Raw genomic sequence first — 16,895 nt, 5'->3', positions numbered from 1 at the left:
GTTACAATCTGACGTTTGCCTACCAGCCTGCCAGGGGTATCGCCGGGAGCGATACCGGGTCATTTGAAGCACCCAGTATTACCTTAGCCGCTAAAAATGCCGATCACCTTAAGAACCTATCCCATTAGGCTATTTTGGCCCTGGGTAGTGCGCACAATCCCCACCTACTCCCTGTACACGCCGGTTGTTGCGCGCTGTCGGTGTCCGAACTGGCTGTAACAATGGACGCCTACCGGGGGTAGGCTCTAAGTGACCGGCCCTCCTGGCCGTCTATTTTGGGCGATGAATCGTTTAAACAAACTTCAGGGCGATCCAGTACAGGCAGCCGGAAAGCAGCATCGAGATTGGCAGAGTCAGTAACCAGGCTAGCAGGATGTTCTTCACGGTTTTGCTTTGCACACCGCCGCCGTCCACGATCATCGTGCCAGCAACCGCCGAAGACAACACATGGGTGGTGGATACCGGCATGCCGGTATAGCTGGCTATGCCGATTGATAAAGCGGCGGTCATCTGGGCCGACACGCCCTGGGCGTAGGTCATGCCTTTCTTACCAATCTTCTCGCCGATGGTGGTGGCAACGCGTTTCCACCCGACCATGGTGCCGAGTGACAGCGCCAGAGCCACTGCGACGATGATCCACATCGGCGCATATTCGACGGTCTCTAGCAGATCCTGACGCAAGCTCTTCAGGAGGCGTTGGTCAGCCGCAGAAGTTTCCGGCAGCTTGGCGACATTGTTCGCCGTATCGGTGATGCACATCAGCAGGCGACGCAGTTGGCTGCGTTGCTCTACCGTGAGTTGGCTGTAGCTCTGCAAATTGTGCAGTTGCCCCAGAGTCAGCTCAATCGTCGCCATAGCACGGGAGATGTTGCAGTGGAACTCAAGGGGTTGGTTTAACACAGCGTCTTCATCCCGGCTTGGCACACTCGGCGTCAAGGACACCTCCTGTGGCAGCGCATCGCCGTGCTGCTGGTAATACTGCTGTAGGTGGGAGACCGCATCACGCGTACGGGTGATGTCATAACCGGTGGCATTCATATTGACGACGAAACCTGCCGGCGCAATGCCGATCAGCACTAGCATGAGCAAACCGATACCTTTCTGGCCATCGTTGGCACCGTGCGAGAAGCTGACGCCAATCGCTGACAGGATCAGTGCGATACGAGTCCAGAACGGCGGTTTGCGTTTGCCATCGACCTTTTCACGTTCCGCAGGGGTCATGTGGATACGCTGGCGTTTTTTGGTGGCACACCAATAGCGGCGCAAGGCGAACACTATCAGCCCGGCGGCCAGCATGCCGACCAACGGCGAGATGAGCAATGACAGGAAAATGCCAATCATTTTCGGAACGTTCAATGCATCCACTATCGATGTATGGGTCATCAGGGCATTGGTTAAACCGACACCGATGATTGCGCCAATCAGCGTATGGGAACTGGAGGCCGGCAGACCGAAATACCAGGTGCTGAGGTTCCAGATAATCGCCGCCAACAGCATGGAGAACACCATGGCTAATCCGTGCGCTGAACTGACGTTCAACAACAGGTCGGTAGGCAGCAAATGGACAATGGCGTAGGCAACACTCAAACCACCGAGCATCACGCCAAGAAAGTTGAACAAACCCGCCATAATGACCGCAAGTTGCGAACGCATGGCACGGGTATAGATGACTGTAGCAACCGCATTGGCCGTGTCATGAAAGCCATTGATGGCTTCATAAAACAACACGAACAACAATGCGAGAATTAACATCAGGCTAGTATCGAAATCTAACCCAGTAAACAAATGCAGCATAAGTGTTAAGCCAGTTTGTGGACATGAACGCCGCGCATTATCAGTGACAACCGGGCCAGGGGAAAAGGAAAATATAGCATTTTTTTTATTTATAGATGTTGGGTTTATGTTATCGACATGAAAAACATAAAGAATATTAGTGTGGGATGAGCATCTAGCTAGGGTAATATTTCTCACTATGGCGCTGACAGCGTTAGAGTTTTACAATCTGCGGTTGTCGTGAATGTGGAGGTTAGTGTTGGCGAAACGGCATTATGGGGGGATTTTTGGCCGCGACGGTGGGTTTTATTCAGAGAGGCGCAGGTGGAACAGTTTAAGGTCGTAGTGATAGGTGCGGGTGCCGCAGGCATGTTTTGTGCCGCACAGGCAGGGCAACTTGGTTGCCGGGTGTTGCTGCTTGATAACGGTAAAAAACCGGGGCGCAAGATCCTGATGTCCGGTGGCGGACGCTGTAACTTTACCAATAAATACGCCGAACCGGCTGCTTATCTGTCGAATAACCCGCATTTCTGCAAATCGGCGCTGGCACGTTACACCCAGTGGGATTTCATTGATCTGATCAACCGCTATGGCATCGCCTATCACGAAAAAACGCTGGGTCAGTTGTTTTGCGATGGATCGGCACAGCAGGTCGTCGATCTGCTGGTTAACGAGTGCGCACTGGGCCAGGTGACGATACGTCTACGCAGCGCAGTGCTAGGGGTAGAAAAAACCGAGAACGGATTTGAACTGGCGCTGAATGGCGAAAAAGTGAGTGCTCGCTCACTTGTTGTGGCTAGCGGTGGCCTGTCGATGCCAGGGCTGGGTGCGTCGCCATTCGGTTACAAGTTGGCGGCGCAGTTTGGCCTGGAAGTACTACCGACGCGTGCCGCTCTGGTACCGCTTACGTTGCATAAACCGCTGCTCGAACACTTACAGATGCTATCTGGCGTCTCTGTTCCGGCGGTGATCAGCGCCGAAAACGGCGTCAGTTTCCGCGAAAGCCTGCTATTCACCCACCGTGGTCTGTCCGGCCCGGCGGTGTTGCAGCTTTCCAGTTACTGGCAACCTAGTGAATATGTGAGCATTGACTTACTTCCTGAATTAGATTTAGCGAGCTTTCTTGATGAGCAACGCCAGGATCACCCCAACCAAAGCCTAAAAAATACCCTGGCGCAACATCTGCCGAAGCGGTTGGTGGAATGCCTACAAACGTTGGGGCAACTGCCAGAGGCGACGCTGAAGCAACTGACCCCGACCCAGCAGATGTCGCTGGTGGGATCCCTGCAAAATTGGCGGCTCCAGCCAAACGGCACCGAAGGTTACCGCACGGCGGAAGTGACGCTCGGCGGTGTAGATACCAAAGCGCTATCCTCAAAGACCATGGAAGCCAACAAGGTGCCGAATCTCTACTTTATCGGTGAAGTGGTGGACGTGACAGGATGGCTGGGCGGCTATAATTTTCAGTGGGCTTGGAGTTCTGCCTGGGCTTGCGCACAGGCGGTAGCGGCGCAGAGAAAATAGTGCAAGACCTGTTCCCGTATCACAGGGTTGCCACAATGCCTTCAAGTGCTGCACGCTGCTGTTCCCCAAGTCTATTCTCTGCTGCCGCTGCCTCGTTTTCTGCCAGCAGTGTCTGCAAACCGACCAACCAATCATAGATATAAAAGGCGGTATTTTTCGTCGGCGTGGGGGCCAGTTTGGCCAGCCGCTGCTGGTTACCCCAATCTACCGCTGGCTGCGGTGGCGGGGTAAAGATCGGTTGGCCGTGATTGATACGGCTGAGAGGACGCAACGCCGCCTCGCGCTGTTGGAAGCCCAGCCAGGCGATGAAATCACCCAATATCGCCAGTGCCTGGCTGACCTGCCGCTCTTCGCCCTGTTCTGGCAACGCCCCAGCCTCCAAGGCGCGTTCCAATGCTGCGTCAATCCCCAGGCGGCAGGCGGCGTTAATCAATGCATCGACCAGCATCTCCAACTGCGGTTTACCAACATTTAACAGTGCCAACAATTGGGCATTGTCCGGCAGGCTACGCAGATGGTTGACCCAATCTGCGAACACCCGTTCAGCAAACGGCGAAATGGCAGGCGCTGTTGGCGTCACTGCGACGGCCTCTGCCTCGCCAAACAGATCGATCTCAATGTCCAGCGGCGGAGTGACGGTAACTGGTGTGGGTGAGCTGTGCGTTTGCTGCACAAACAGTTGGCGTAGCGTATCGCGCGGCAGCAGCAGCCACTCCAGCAACTCGCCATGTACACCGGCTTGCGCCTGCAAAGCGCGCAGCAGTTGCTGGCTGCGCTGTTGCGCTAACGGTGGTTCCCCGCTGGTGAGCCAGTTGCCAAGCAAGCTTTCGGTCAGTTCGCGTTGCAGCTCCTGTTGCATTTCAAGGATACGCGCTTGTTTCAATGCTGGGCGCATCTGATTAGCCAGATACGCCGTCATGCGTTGGCAGTCACGCGGATCCATCGCCAGCAGCGTTGCCCAACTGTCGCCCGCTTCACCAACATAGCGTTGAACGGCATCATCGGGGCGTGGTTTGCCTTTATGGCGCACATCGAACGGTGTGATCGCCCAGATTAAGCCAGGTTTACGGCGGCGGCGCTCGGTTGCATTTTCCCCCTGGGTTTGTTTGACCCAATAGGCGAGCGCATGGCCTGTCCGACTGGCGTCCTGCGGTGAGCCAGCCGCATCGGCGATCAGTAGCAAATGGGTATGCAGGCCATCGGCACAGCGCATCAAGAGGTCGGCACGTTTCGCCTGTAACATACGCAGTGTCAGATCACTGCCCTGGCAGTAGATGCTAGCTGGGATATCGAGCAGCTCGCTATCGGGGGGCATTGCCCCTGGTGGCAGTATGGTGGTCACCTCGGCGGCTAACCATGCCAGGTCGGCCAGCGGGATGTCCACGGTGCTGCCGTTCCCCGCCAACACGGGCAGCGTTACCTCGGTTGGTAGGGTAAGGGTGCGGGTATGTAGAATGCCGGTGTCCGGTTCCAATATGTTGCCAGGGGCATATACGCGCCCACTGCCCCCTAGCGTGTGCAGGGTATGAGCCAACTGGCGGTAGTGGGCTGTTAGCGCCGGTTCCTCCCCCCACAGTGGTGCGAATAGACGCGCCCGATCATCAATGCTCAAATAGGGTGCCAGTGCGATGGCTTGCGGCCAGAAGTGTCGATCCAGTGCCTGTTGCCATTTGCCTCCGTAGCGACGAAAGCCGTCCCACAGCGCCAAAATAGTGTTGCTGTCCATACCGCTGATCGCGCTAAGTTGACGGTGGCGCTCTAGCCCATGCAGGTGAGCGGTTATCGCGCGCGCGTTCCAGTCCGGGCGGAAATCCTCCATGAAAGCAGCGCCGACCGCCATGGCAATCAATTGTGCTTCATCAAGCAAACAGATGGCGACTGGATAAGCGGGTGAGTTTTCGACGTCTGATGAACAATAACGCACCGTCAGGGCGGCATCTCCGGTTAACAGCTTGGCACCGGGTGCCAACGCTTGGAACAGGTGAATTTTGGCGGCGGTATTATGGCCATAGAGACCGATGGCCACAGACCGATGCGTTGCGTTGTCCAACTGTGTTGCCCGGTTGTAGCAGCGGCGCAGGCGAATAATCAGCCTGTCTGCTTCCCGGTTTAGGCGTGTGGACTGTTGCCGCGCGTCGGCTACCCAGTCAATCGCTTGAAGAATGCCGTTGCTGAGGCGGTTTATTGGATCGGAGGTGATAGATTTCATCGTTGATAAATGCTCCCGCTGTCTATCCAATAATGGGTTGCGCCAGAGGCGCTGGCAGCCAGAGTATTAAGTTTAAGTTGCAGTTTATGTGTGGATATTGGGCTGCCATCGGCCAGCAGGGCTTGGGCGATTTTGACGCCTTCTGCGCCTTGCTCGTCGCTGCTGGTAATGGCTAACTTCAGGGTGATTACCGTATCGCCAGCCAGTTTACGTGCTAACTGGGGATCGGTGATAGTGAGCGTATAGAGTGGCGATGCTGGCCAGCGCTCATTATCCAACTGGCGGAATCCTAAACGCAGGGGGCCACGCAGTTGGAAAGAGCGGGTAGGATCCAGTGCAAAGTCAGCGTGATCCAGATCGATATCGCGATAGTAGACGTTATCATCTGCCAGCATGTTATTGCCGTCCAGCATGCCTAGATGGCGAATAGTGGAGTAAGGCAGCAAATCCCCGACGTTAAAATAGAAACTTGCCAGGCGTAGATCGATGGCCAGCAGGCACAGCATGGCACCCACAGCAGCGGTGGATTTGGGGTTTTCGATACACCCGCGTCTATTAAATGGATACCAACTGCGGGTGTGGTAGCCCTCAAGTGGCAAGATACGGCTGGCGGGTAGCGGCTGCAACTGGCGCAATAGCGCCTGAACGCCTGGAAAGCGCGCCGGACGGCCAGTGAGTAGCAGCACATCGCAGGTGTATAGCGCCACAACTTCGGAGAGCAGACGCAGGCAATGGGCGATGCCGAGTTGGTCGGATAGGAAAGCGGTGTGCAAGGCGCTTAGACGGATGACTAGCGGGGTCTGCAAAATGTCGAAGGTGGTGGAACCCGCAGCGCGCTGAACTTCACCGTTGATAAATGCCAAAACCTGTGGGGTGGGTGTCTGTGGTAACAGTTTGCCTAGATTGGCGGCAATTTCCGCCTGTGCGTCTAACGGGTCGTAGTTCTCATATGCTGCGAGCAAAGCATGCCCGATAGGCATAAAAATTTGCAATGTGGCCTGCTGGCGCAACGTTGAAAATCCGTCCATGCGGCCTGCATTGCCAAACAGTTTATCCATCACGACCGTCGGTGCAGCGACGCCAGCGTCTTCGATCGCCTGCTGTATGGCGGGCAAGATAAACAGTTGAATGACATCCAGCAGAATATCATCGCCGGCGACTTTAAACCCTTCGCGGAATAACAGGCGCGGATTGATCTTGATGTTGTTGCCCACGCCATCATCCAGCACATATTGGGTGATGGCCAGGTCTGTGGTGCCGCCACCGATGTCGATGGAGGCGATGCGCAGGGATTTTCCCGCCGCTTCTCCCGGCGTCAGTGGCCGATCCGGCCTGGCCATAGCGGCAAAAAAGGCATCGGTGCGGCCGGCGAAATTCACCTGTGTTTCGTTATACAGATAAACCATTTGGCCACAGCTAGCCTCGTCCCATTCCATATGCACGTGTGGAACGGGAACACGGGTTTGCTCGCCATCGAACGGCGCATCCAGCGGGTGCCAACCCATGGCTTTCCAGACCAGGCTAATGGCCTCCTGCATACGGCGGCGGAAAATTTCACGTTCCGGCTTTGGCATCGCCGAAGGCAACGTCAGGATGATAGTGCGCAGGTGGCGTGGGGCGGTAGCGTTCGGCATTTTCGTTCGTTGGGCGACGCTGTTGATCTGCATCAGTGCTTGTGCCAGCAACTCGGTCAGCATCAGGGTCATTACCGCACTGCGGCTGTAATGAGCGGCAAATACTGGCAACCTTTCCGCTAGTGGCAACGCAGACAGCGGCACGCCTTCGTCATTGATCAGGAAAGTCAATGGCGCTGCGGCAGCCATTGGTTCTTGTGTGCTGTTAAACCGCCAACCGGGCGTATAACGCTCTTCATCCCACAGATAGCGGCGTGGGCTGGAAATCCCGGTAGTGCCTTCATTGCCCGCCCGCTGTTGCGCCAACTGTACTGCTTCTCGGCCTACACGGGTGATGGAAGGCCAGATAAAAGCATCATCGCGTCCGCTCTGGAACGAGTAGCTCGGTTTGCCAAACGTGGCTTGGGAGAACTCTACCCGGCTTTCGAACAACTCGTTGTAAACACAGTGTGGCGCGGACAGCGAGCGCAACTGCAGTTCATAGGTTTGCTTCAGGCCATGGTTTTCTTCTGGATGGTCTTCGACCAGCACGCCGCAGGTATGAGAATTGCCGACATCCAGAATGACGTCCACGTTGACGGCAGGCTGTTGCAACGTGGTGCCGATGATCTTTATCTGTGGCACCGCCAACTGGCTGCCAAGCATGTGCAACAGATTGAGGTAATGCGCCTGATACTCGAAGGTTTTTAGCCCGGTATCAAGCGCCGTTGTGGCACGTTGTTCCTGTATTGTTGCACTTTGGGTAAAGGCTTCGCGCAGCCAGCCATCCACCCAGGTGAGATCGAGGAACTCGCCCAGATCATGGTTACGTTGCGCCAGCGCGAAGCTAAGTCCGGTATTGAGATCGCTCTCGCTCGGTGCCAGCCTCTCCTGGCTCGGCGCAGCGATGCGGGTGTCAAAAGCCAGCACCACCCGCAGCGAGTTACCGTCCTGATCGGGCGCATCCAACTCAATGATCTGCATCCGCGCCCAGTTTTCTGGCCCGGCTAAAAACGCGCCTGATGGGGTGTAACGAAAGAAAGGCAGCGGTAGCCAGGTTTTATCCAATAGACGCAGTGATTGTTGCAGTGGATAACTGAATTCCGGGCGTACCACCTCCGGGGCTTGCCCTGTTTGGGCGGGCAACAAGTATTTGCCGCTGTCGGCATCCCATTGCAGGAGCAATAGCGGGCCGCTCGCCGTTTGACGGACAAACTTGCCAGGGAAGTCGGCATCCAGAATTGGCGTCAGAGCAAAGTCCAGAAATTGAATGCCGCTGTCCTGAATCAGCGTAATGCTGTGTGGGAAATCGGTAACGGGTGCCAACATCATTTATTCTCGCGCTTCAACATCATGGGGTAGGTTGTTTCCGCATTGTAGCGGCCGAAGCACTCTGCTGGCCCGGTTTCATTTTGCTTACAGGTGATTTCCGGCAGTGTGTAGCGGCTACCATCGTTGCAGCGTGCTTTGGTGCGGCTTTTGATCACCAAATTGCCTGATGGCATCAGCCCAGCCTCAATGGATGCCCGGCAACTGATGGCGTTACCGTTGCCGTGACGGAGACTCACTGTGCCTTTACCGCCGTTTAGGTGGTATTGCAGGCTGGGGTATTTATCGCTAAAGGGGACTTGCAGCGCCACTGTGGCTTGCCATTTGCCGTTTAGAAAACGGGTAGATCCGGCTTTGACCGACTCGGTGGGCAGCACCAGTAAGTTTTTATCCGCCGGTGGCAAGGTGACGGGTTCTGGTGGCAAGTTGACGGGTTTCGGCGGCAAGGCGACGGGTTCTGGTGGCATCAACGTCGCAGGCGCTAACGGCAGTTGCAGGCTAAGCGCTGGCACCGTGAAGGGGGCCAGCGGAGCGGGTTGTTGCACTGCGGGGATTGGCGGCAGCGGACTGTTAAGTTGGCTAAGCCAGCCGACCAGCAGAGTAAGCAACATCAGCGCCGCTACTATCCACACATAGCGGTGGCGCTGCTGGCGTGCTGGTGGTGCTGTGGCTGGTGTTTCTGGTGCTGGTATTGGTGGCATTGTTGGTGGCGTGACGGCTGCGGGTTTAGACACCGGTTTGGGTATGGATATCGCCACCTTACGTGCTGCTGTGGCTACTGGCATCGGTTCTTCTGCCGGTTCCTCGGCCAGGCGCAGGCAGGCCAGAGGGTCGTCCTGGAATTGTGCTTGCGGCTTGATAAAGCCCCAAAAGGTCAGCACCGGTTTATCATCAACCAGATAGACATGGTGCTGATCGGGGATCTGCATCGCTTTGGCTAATAATGCGCCGAACAGACGTTGGCTGGGGTGTTCGGTGTTCTGCGTTTGGGCGACTAGAGTAAGGAAGGTCGACAGGTGGCGCTCTAATTGGTGTAGAGCCTGCATGCGTTGAGCATCGCTGGCTGCCAGCCAAGAAGTCACTTTCCCTGGGAAAGGGGCATACCAATCGATGCGAGTCCCTGCCTCGTTGGGTTGGGGGATTGCCAGGCAATCGGCGGCCAACGGGTGCTGGCGAATGCGCAAGGTTTCCCGCAACTGTAGCGCACAGGCGTAAACCGGTTGTCCATTTTCGCCCAATGCAAGCACATCATGCATACTGCCACTGCGTAAAAAGGGTTTCATCACCGCAAAGCACCTTATTCTGTACCGCACTACCCAAATTACTGGCGCTACATCAAAGCGGCCAGTCAAGTGACGGGTTTAAGCGTATAAACAGTCATGATAACCCAGGATGCAAACAGATCAAAAGGTCAAAGACAAGCGTAAAAATGTACTTCATTGCCGTTATCGGCATCAGGTAGCTATTTTTTTTGCTGTACTGTCAAAATTATGGAACTGGTTTTGCCAGCACGTCCAATTTGATATCAGCGTAATTCCCTAGCGAAACTTACCCGCAGTCACCTGACTGAAGATCGTTATTAGGGGGAGCGTTTGCATGGGTGAAGATGATTTGCCTCTCTGGCGTTGTATCTTTATTTTATGCTGTGTTGACAAACCCGATAGCTATAAAGAGATTGGTGATGGAAAGTGATAACCATAAAAAAATTAACCGTCGGGAAACGTATGTTTTATATACAAGCCGCTTATTTGGTGCACCCAACATCACACGCGACTTGTTTCGCGCTCACATGACCGCCAACGTCGCTCATGTGCCATTGCGTGACATTGCCTGATATAACCATCAGCAATTTAGAACCTATTCCATTAGGCTATTTTATTTGCCATTTTGGCCTGGGCAGTGCTGACAATCCTCATGTACTCCCTGCACTCCCCGGTTGTTGCGCGCTGTCCGTGTCCAAACTGGCTATACCTACTGGGATAGGCTCTAAGTTGAGGCGATGTTTCCGTCCCCACAGAGGCAATCAAAGGCCCTACGCCTTTTTCGCATTGTGAATAGTATGTGGGGGAAACACCGCTGGTACTGGGCGCTATGGTGCCTTTGGCCACCACATCCAAGTGCGATGCGGTGGGTCAGAGGGTATCCGATCATGATCCCTGCACTTCAGTTCAGCCCCATCTGATTTAATAGTACTCTGCTCAGTTCCGCGTTCTTACGCAAATTAAGCTTGCGCATCGCCGAGCGTTTGTGGGTGCTGATGGTTTTCTGGCTACGGTGCAGCATGTTTGCAATAGTGCAGGCGGACATACCGGTACTCATCAGTCGCAGCACTTTCTTCTCGCAATTGCTCAGCGCGGCGATGCGGCACTGCTGGCATTTCCACATGTTCCCGACGTGCAGATCTAACCAGGGTTGTTGACAAAAGTGCGTCAGTGCCTCATGCAGCTTGTTGCAGATCACGTTGGTGGAATCACGCCGGTAGATGCTGAGCAAAAGGGGGTAGGTCTGTATATAGTGTTGGGTGCTGTCGTCCAGAATCACAATATTCAATCGACGATGCGGTGGCGTCTGATATTGGCTCTGGTAGCAACAGGCGCATCCCCAGCGATTTTCCAGCGTGCGGAGCACTATCTCAACCTGCCCAGGTTCCTCCGATGCTAACTGAGGATACGTATGATGGCATTCATTCAACGCATGCAGATAATCCTCCAACAGCAGGCGTAATCCTTGCAGGTAAAAATTGTTGCTGTCAAATAGAGTGAATTGAATTTTTCGCATGGTTTACTCCTCGAAGCGTCCATGTTGTGTAAAGCGTTGGGGTGTCATAAACATGCATGGCAACCGGCAAATGCCAGGACGTTTTTTGTTTGCCTATAGCACGGCTTCTTCAAGAAGCCGTGCTTATTGATAAGCCAACACGAAGTTGGCCACAGAATTGAACTCGCCTTCGGTAATGGTTTTATTCTTAATGGCGCTCGGCTGGCCCTGCACATAGGCGGCGAAGTTCAGCACGTTGTGACCCTCTTGCAACCTTACCGTGCTACTCGCCTGGTTGAGATCAATACCCGTTCCCTGATGATCAAACAGGGCGATGGCGGCACCCTGTACGCCATTGTTGATCGCCAGTTTGCCTGGCAACTCAGGATCTTCAATACCACTAAAGATGATGTTGACGGATTTAAATACCGTGTTTTTGCAGTCCATCAGCTTGATGGTGAACGGCACCGGAGCCGTGTGACCATAGCGGTACAAGGTGGTGACGATCGCCGTACCCATGTCTACCAGTTGGTCGGCCGACTGTGGCTCGATATGACATGGCCGACTCACCACGGTGCCGTGGAACTGTAGCTGTGCACCGTACAGCTCGGTATCTGCCGTGGCTGACAAGGTGGCAAACCACCAAAGGGCGCAGCCCAATATCGCTAAAGTATGTAGACGCATCTTCTGTTTTCCCTCAGTTACTGGAATGACGCCACAATAGTGGCTGACGCGTTGAACTCCCCTTCATCGATCTCTTTGTTGCCGTTGGCCAATGGCACCGCCAACAGATTCCAGGAACCGCCATTACCGATATTTGGCACTGGATAAAACACGTTCGGGATAACCAATTCACCGTTATGTGTGAGCTGGATACCGAGATCACTCTTGTTAGTTTTAAATGCGTTATCGTTAAAGGAAGCGGCTGTACCGGAGACCGCTAATTTGATATTCAGGCTGCCGTCTTCAAAGCTGCCACCTGCGCATTGGAAGTGCACCGGAATGTGCTGCGGATAGCTCGAACCGTTTAGGTTGCTGCCGCTGATTTCACCGAACTCTACGTTGATCAACTGGCCTTCGTTGACAACGCATTTGTCCGGTACAAAGAGTATGGCGGACTGAATATACACTTGTGCCATTGGGTTAGGGCCGAATCCAGCGTCGCTCGATCCTAAGCGGCCATATAGCTCGATAATTTGCCGATCATTAATCTGCACACCGTTGATGATCTTTTTGCGCACCCGGAAGGTGACACGACCTTTTGAACCACTTCCGTATTCGTTTACCTGAACGTAAGGCGGTGTACAGGAGTATCTGAAATATTCATTGGATTGGTTGTAAAAAGGTACGGTGACATAGGTTTTTTTATTGCCGGCGATCCAAACCTCGGCCTTTAAATCAAGGAACTCATTCAGTTGCAAATAGCCGTGGCCATAATCAGAGGCAGGCAGCGAGGTATCCGATTTATAATAGTGCGGGCTTTTAGGAATAGTGGTGTCGCAATAAGCTTTGCCGCTATAACTACCGCCCAATGTATAGGTGAAGAGCTTGGTAAAGCCGATCTGGTTGGTGATGTTGCTTGAGTTTAAGTTAATATAAAACTGTTTTGGCCCGCTATCCGGTGTTACATAGCCGTTGGCACATGCAGCGGGAGGTAACAATGCGAGCGCCAGCAAGCAAATTTTAACGTATGGGTTTTTCATGCTATCGAACCTCACAGGTAAATCACCTGAATATGCGCCACAGCGGCAAAGCCTGCTGCCATTACCGCCCGCTGGGTAGACTCCACGTTGGCGGTGAACCACAGTGTGTTGTTGCCAGGATGTAGAATGTAGGGTCGACTTTGCTGGTTCAGAGCCAGCGCGTGACCCTGCTGATCTTTCAGCCGCAGACCGATGCCCTCTACCCCGCCGCTCAATTTCAGCAACTGCGGATTATTGATGTCGCTTTCGCCGAGAAACACCAGCGTGGCGGCCTGTTCACCCTGCAAATAGAGCCGATTGGCATCGCCGTTACGTTGCCCGGTCGGGTTATCCACCAGCGCCCGAGCACCCAACAGGCAGTTGCGCAACGAGAGGTGAAAGCGCACTGACGGGCTCTGATCGCCAGCATTTTGCAAGTCGCGGATATTGACATCACCTAGATCGATGGACTGATCCTGGCTGTCCGGCGTCAGGCTACAAGGTGAACTGAGCAAGCCACCATGAAAACTGACGGTGGCGGTAGTGCCCTCGATCACGCCCAGCGGTGTCATCGCCGGTGCACTGCCGCTAAATAGCAGTACATAAAACAGTAAGGCCAGGGATCGCAGGCGACCAGTGAATTCATCCATGCGTGATCTCCTTATTTTTTTCTGTCGCCGCGCTGCAGATGTCGCCGCGACAGGCGAAGCGCAACTCGGGATGTCCGCCGTAGTCATTGATATAGGAGACGACAAAACTATTCAGCCTGTTGTCGCCCAGCCTGATATTTTCGCTGGATTTAGGTCTCAGCATCAGCGGCTGGAAACCGGCGATCGCGCCGCCGCCCTGTTTCTGCGTCTGGTGCGTGATGCCAGTCAGAGTGATGTAAAACGGCGTTGGGTTCTCGATGGTGAAACCGCTGTTGCTTTTACGAAAAATCAGCTTTTCCTGCCAGATTTCTCCTCTAGGTGCGACGATGGCCTTGGGTCGGTAAAACAGCTTGATCTGCGTTTGCAAAGCCAATTGCATCACATTGGTTTTGGTGCTCTTCGGCGGTATCTCGCGCAGGTTAAAATAGAACACCGATTCGCGATCCTGTGGTAGATGCTCAGCCTCCGGGGTCTTGGTAATACGCACTACGCTGCGTTCGTTTGGTTCCACCCGTTGCAGCGGCGGCAGTACGACTAACGGTGAGGTGATCTTTTGGTGTTGCTCATCTTCCAGCCATGACTGAGCAAGGAATGGCAACGCTTTGTTCTCGTTTATGATATTCAGGCTGATGGACTTGGCGTCGCTCAGGTAGACAGCACGAGTGCGATCCAGAGAGATGGCTGCGTTGGCGGCTGGCACCGCAGCCATCAGAACCAGGCCAGCGGCGGTAAGCAGGGTTGTCGAGTGTAGGTTCATTTCATCAGTTCTCAGTATTACGGATTATAGTTTGGCGCATGGTAGCAGCAGCGGAGCCAATGGTTTGGCAGCATCCGGGATCAGGATGCGGCACTGGTGCCGGTTTTCCCAAGCTACATCCAGTTGTTCTCCCGGCTGCACGCCGGTCAGGTAAACTGATCCGCCATCATTTACCACTGCCACCTCACGCCCTTTTTCACTCAGCACGGTGGCACCGAATGGCGGTTCGCTACCATCGGCTAACCGAAGGGTGGCGAGTAGTTTGCGGCCTTTCACCACCTCAAAGTGGCGATAGCCGATGGCACCTTCGGTTAGCGTGCTATTTACCACGGCGCGGGTTGCCTCGATATCATCCGCCAGTGTGTTAACGTCAATGCTGGTGTCGGTGTTGTAGTAACTGGTGATGTCGGAAATCACCGCTAGCCCGAAGCGGTTGCTGTAGGTGTGATCGTCATTGATCGGTATGCCGGCGATGCCATCGGTATCTAGCATTATCCTGCTGCCGCCATTGCTGGTGTTCTGGTGCGCTGCTACCCCATGACGGGTGGCAGTTAGGCCACCACGGAAGGTACCGCTGACTGAGGAATAGCTACCTAGCTGGTAGGCGACGCTAGCGTTGAGCGAACCGAACGAGGCGTTATGGGTGTAGTAGGCGTGCGCCAACGGTTTGCCGGACTGATTGAAGCCGCCACTGACCTGCCAGGTATTTTTCGGGTCGGTATAGTCGTTGTAGGATGCCATCTGCGTGACATCGTTATTGGTGGCTTGCAACGAATAGCCAATGTTCCGACGATCACCGATAGGCACGCTGAAGTTCAGCATCACGTTGTCATCGGTACGGCTCTGGTAGTGAGTGCGATAGGCCGACAACGATGCGGTGATATTGCTGACATCGCCCATGCTGAACAGTTTGCTGGCAGACAGCCCGTAACGATCTTGTGTTCTGGTGTCCCAGTAGGTTTGGTGTGAATAGGTTAGGTAGGCGGTGATCGCTTTGGTGCTGTCTTCCGCCATAAAGGTCTTGCTGGCGGTGAGGATGTACAGCTCTTTTTGCCGTCCATAGTAGCGCCCATTGTCGGCGTTGTAGCGTTCTTGCAGGTACTGCGACATGTTCATGAATCTGCGCTGCGAGAAACGGTAGCCAGCGAAGGTGATCTGGCTGTTCAGTTCATCGAAATGCTTGGCATAGTTGACCTTGAACGACATGCCGCTGGCAGTGGGTGCGCCGGGCAAGCGGGCAATGGACTGGGTAATGTCTACCGACATGGCACCGAACAGGTTGAGATCGCGGCCCAGGCCGAGCGCCCAAGCGTTATAGTCGTTGCTGAGCAATGCGCCACCGTACAGTGACCAGGCATTGCTCAATCCCCAGGAAAAATCGCTAGCGGAAAACAGCGGCCCTTGTGTGCGGTGATCGTAAGCCGAAGGTTTACCCAGCGCTACGTTGTAGCGCACGTAGCCGGGGCGGGTCAGGTAAGGAATAGTGGCGGTATCCACCTGGAAGGTAGAGATGCTGCCGCCTTGTTCCTCCACCTTAACGTCCAACCGGCCACGCACTGAACTGTTGAGATCTTGGATGGCAAACGGCCCAGCGGGCACCGTGGTTTCGTATAGCGTGTGGCCTTCCTGCGATACGGTGATTTTGGCGTTGCTTTTGGCAATGCCACGGATTTCCGGCGCATAGCCTTGCAAGTTTGGCGGCAGCATGCGCTCGTCAGTGGTTAGATTGATGCCGGTGAAACGGTAAGCATCGAACACCCCAGAGTCGAGGTAAATTTCACCCAGCGTCAGTTTGGCGGCTTGCATCGGCAGCGCGCGATAGGCATAGATTTGGTTCCAGTCGAAACGGTTGTCGCGCTTGTCCGCTTGTTGGTTGGTGTTGATCTGATAGTCAGCGCGCAGTCGCCAGGCACCCAGATTGGCACCCAGCGTACCGTAACTACTGAAGTTTTCAGCGGTGTTGTTATTGTGGCTTTGCTTGCTGAATTGGCCGCTAAGGCTGTAGTCCAGCAATAGGCCGGGGATGCCGTCATCCCACTGTTCGGGTGGTGTCCAGTTTGGATCGGAATATTTCATCCAAGCTTGTGGGAGGGTGATCGCCAGCACGCCACTACCAATGTGGTCAGAAATGGTCGCGCCCTTAATGTTGCTGATATCGGCGCAACTGTGGTGGTGCCATAAGGTGATCTTCTTGACAACCTCTTCTTTCAGCGCCATTTTTTCCACCAGATCGGGGGGTAAGCACACCCGGCTACATCCTTTGTTGTCCGGCGACGGAAAATATTCGATACTGCGTTGCGGCAGTGTTCTCTGGTTGATTTTAATGTCTAACAGGTAAGTGCCAGGCATCACGTAGTCGGCATCGGAGAAGCGGGATAGATCCACTTTGCTGCGGTCACTGATATCCAGTACATCGATATTGAATTCCGTGGTCGCAAATGCCGAACGCACCCAGAGGGAAGATAGCATGACGATGATGGGTAATTTTTTCCGTGTCGGTACTGACGTCATAAAATAATCACTCAAGGTAAATCCGCGTCTAATAGCAGGTCATTGGGTATGACCTGAGTAAGTATTTCGTCAGGCAGCGCCTGCTGGCGA

Annotated in this window: 11 protein-coding genes; 1 reads left to right on the top strand and 10 read right to left on the bottom strand. The window is 54.4% G+C overall.

Going from position 1 to position 16,895, the window contains the following annotated elements:
- Positions 1-291: 291 nt before the first annotated feature.
- Positions 292-1,794 carry an inorganic phosphate transporter PitA gene (gene pitA, locus SYMBAF_RS15120; RefSeq protein ID WP_040263739.1) on the bottom strand — a complete coding sequence of 501 codons (1,503 nt, stop codon included), beginning with the start codon at positions 1,792-1,794 and terminating at the stop codon, positions 292-294.
- A 303-nt stretch (positions 1,795-2,097) separates the two neighbouring features.
- Between pitA and SYMBAF_RS15115 the strand changes: the two genes are divergently transcribed.
- The gene (locus SYMBAF_RS15115; RefSeq protein ID WP_040263737.1) at positions 2,098-3,297 is read left to right on the top strand and encodes a BaiN/RdsA family NAD(P)/FAD-dependent oxidoreductase; all 1,200 of its coding nucleotides are present in this window, start codon (positions 2,098-2,100) and stop codon (positions 3,295-3,297) included.
- Positions 3,298-3,316: 19 nt separating this feature from the next.
- Here the strand turns inward: SYMBAF_RS15115 and SYMBAF_RS15110 are convergent, their stop codons facing one another.
- The 9 genes from SYMBAF_RS15110 to SYMBAF_RS15070 form a co-directional block, all read right to left on the bottom strand.
- Positions 3,317-5,506: a virulence factor SrfC family protein gene (locus SYMBAF_RS15110; protein WP_040263735.1), complete on the bottom strand. Its 2,190-nt coding sequence runs from the start codon at positions 5,504-5,506 to the stop codon at positions 3,317-3,319.
- On the bottom strand, positions 5,503-8,448 hold the full coding sequence (locus tag SYMBAF_RS15105; RefSeq protein WP_040263926.1) for a virulence factor SrfB: 2,946 nt from the start codon (positions 8,446-8,448) through the stop codon (positions 5,503-5,505). The genes SYMBAF_RS15110 and SYMBAF_RS15105 overlap by 4 nt, the downstream gene beginning before the upstream one ends.
- Complete coding sequence (locus tag SYMBAF_RS15100) at positions 8,448-9,731, bottom strand: SrfA family protein (RefSeq protein WP_228457137.1); 1,284 nt, start codon at positions 9,729-9,731, stop codon at positions 8,448-8,450. Before SYMBAF_RS15100 ends, SYMBAF_RS15105 begins: the two co-directional genes overlap by 1 nt.
- Before the next feature lie 880 nt (positions 9,732-10,611).
- Complete coding sequence (locus SYMBAF_RS15095; RefSeq protein WP_040263730.1) at positions 10,612-11,226, bottom strand: helix-turn-helix transcriptional regulator; 615 nt, start codon at positions 11,224-11,226, stop codon at positions 10,612-10,614.
- 123 nt (positions 11,227-11,349) lie between these two features.
- Entirely contained in the window at positions 11,350-11,889 is a 540-nt protein-coding gene (locus tag SYMBAF_RS15090; RefSeq protein ID WP_040263728.1) for a fimbrial protein, read from the bottom strand.
- Between the two features lie 17 nt (positions 11,890-11,906).
- Complete coding sequence (locus SYMBAF_RS15085; RefSeq protein WP_040263924.1) at positions 11,907-12,908, bottom strand: fimbrial protein; 1,002 nt, start codon at positions 12,906-12,908, stop codon at positions 11,907-11,909.
- 11 nt (positions 12,909-12,919) lie between these two features.
- Positions 12,920-13,537, bottom strand: a complete 618-nt coding sequence (locus SYMBAF_RS15080) for a fimbrial protein (protein ID WP_040263726.1) — start codon at positions 13,535-13,537, stop codon at positions 12,920-12,922.
- The gene (locus tag SYMBAF_RS15075; protein ID WP_052447648.1) at positions 13,530-14,246 is read right to left on the bottom strand and encodes a fimbrial biogenesis chaperone; all 717 of its coding nucleotides are present in this window, start codon (positions 14,244-14,246) and stop codon (positions 13,530-13,532) included. Before SYMBAF_RS15075 ends, SYMBAF_RS15080 begins: the two co-directional genes overlap by 8 nt.
- A 72-nt stretch (positions 14,247-14,318) precedes the next feature.
- Positions 14,319-16,805, bottom strand: a complete 2,487-nt coding sequence (locus SYMBAF_RS15070; RefSeq protein ID WP_040263724.1) for a fimbria/pilus outer membrane usher protein — start codon at positions 16,803-16,805, stop codon at positions 14,319-14,321.
- Positions 16,806-16,895: the final 90 nt, after the last annotated feature.

Source organism: Serratia symbiotica, from assembly GCF_000821185.2.
Lineage (GTDB): Bacteria > Pseudomonadota > Gammaproteobacteria > Enterobacterales > Enterobacteriaceae > Serratia > Serratia symbiotica.
Note: the sequence above shows the minus strand (reverse complement) of the source record. Positions and strands in the feature narration are given on the sequence as shown.

Coding starts and splice junctions, on each gene's coding strand:
- SYMBAF_RS15080 (WP_040263726.1), bottom strand. CDS start 13,537: ATGGATGAATTCACTGGTCGCCTGCGATCCCTGGCCTTACTGTTTTAT.
- SYMBAF_RS15085 (WP_040263924.1), bottom strand. CDS start 12,908: ATGAAAAACCCATACGTTAAAATTTGCTTGCTGGCGCTCGCATTGTTA.
- SYMBAF_RS15075 (WP_052447648.1), bottom strand. CDS start 14,246: ATGGCTGCGGTGCCAGCCGCCAACGCAGCCATCTCTCTGGATCGCACT.
- SYMBAF_RS15095 (WP_040263730.1), bottom strand. CDS start 11,226: ATGCGAAAAATTCAATTCACTCTATTTGACAGCAACAATTTTTACCTG.
- SYMBAF_RS15070 (WP_040263724.1), bottom strand. CDS start 16,805: ATGACGTCAGTACCGACACGGAAAAAATTACCCATCATCGTCATGCTA.
- SYMBAF_RS15110 (WP_040263735.1), bottom strand. CDS start 5,506: ATGAAATCTATCACCTCCGATCCAATAAACCGCCTCAGCAACGGCATT.
- SYMBAF_RS15105 (WP_040263926.1), bottom strand. CDS start 8,448: ATGTTGGCACCCGTTACCGATTTCCCACACAGCATTACGCTGATTCAG.
- SYMBAF_RS15090 (WP_040263728.1), bottom strand. CDS start 11,889: ATGCGTCTACATACTTTAGCGATATTGGGCTGCGCCCTTTGGTGGTTT.
- SYMBAF_RS15100 (WP_228457137.1), bottom strand. CDS start 9,731: ATGAAACCCTTTTTACGCAGTGGCAGTATGCATGATGTGCTTGCATTG.
- pitA (WP_040263739.1), bottom strand. CDS start 1,794: ATGCTGCATTTGTTTACTGGGTTAGATTTCGATACTAGCCTGATGTTA.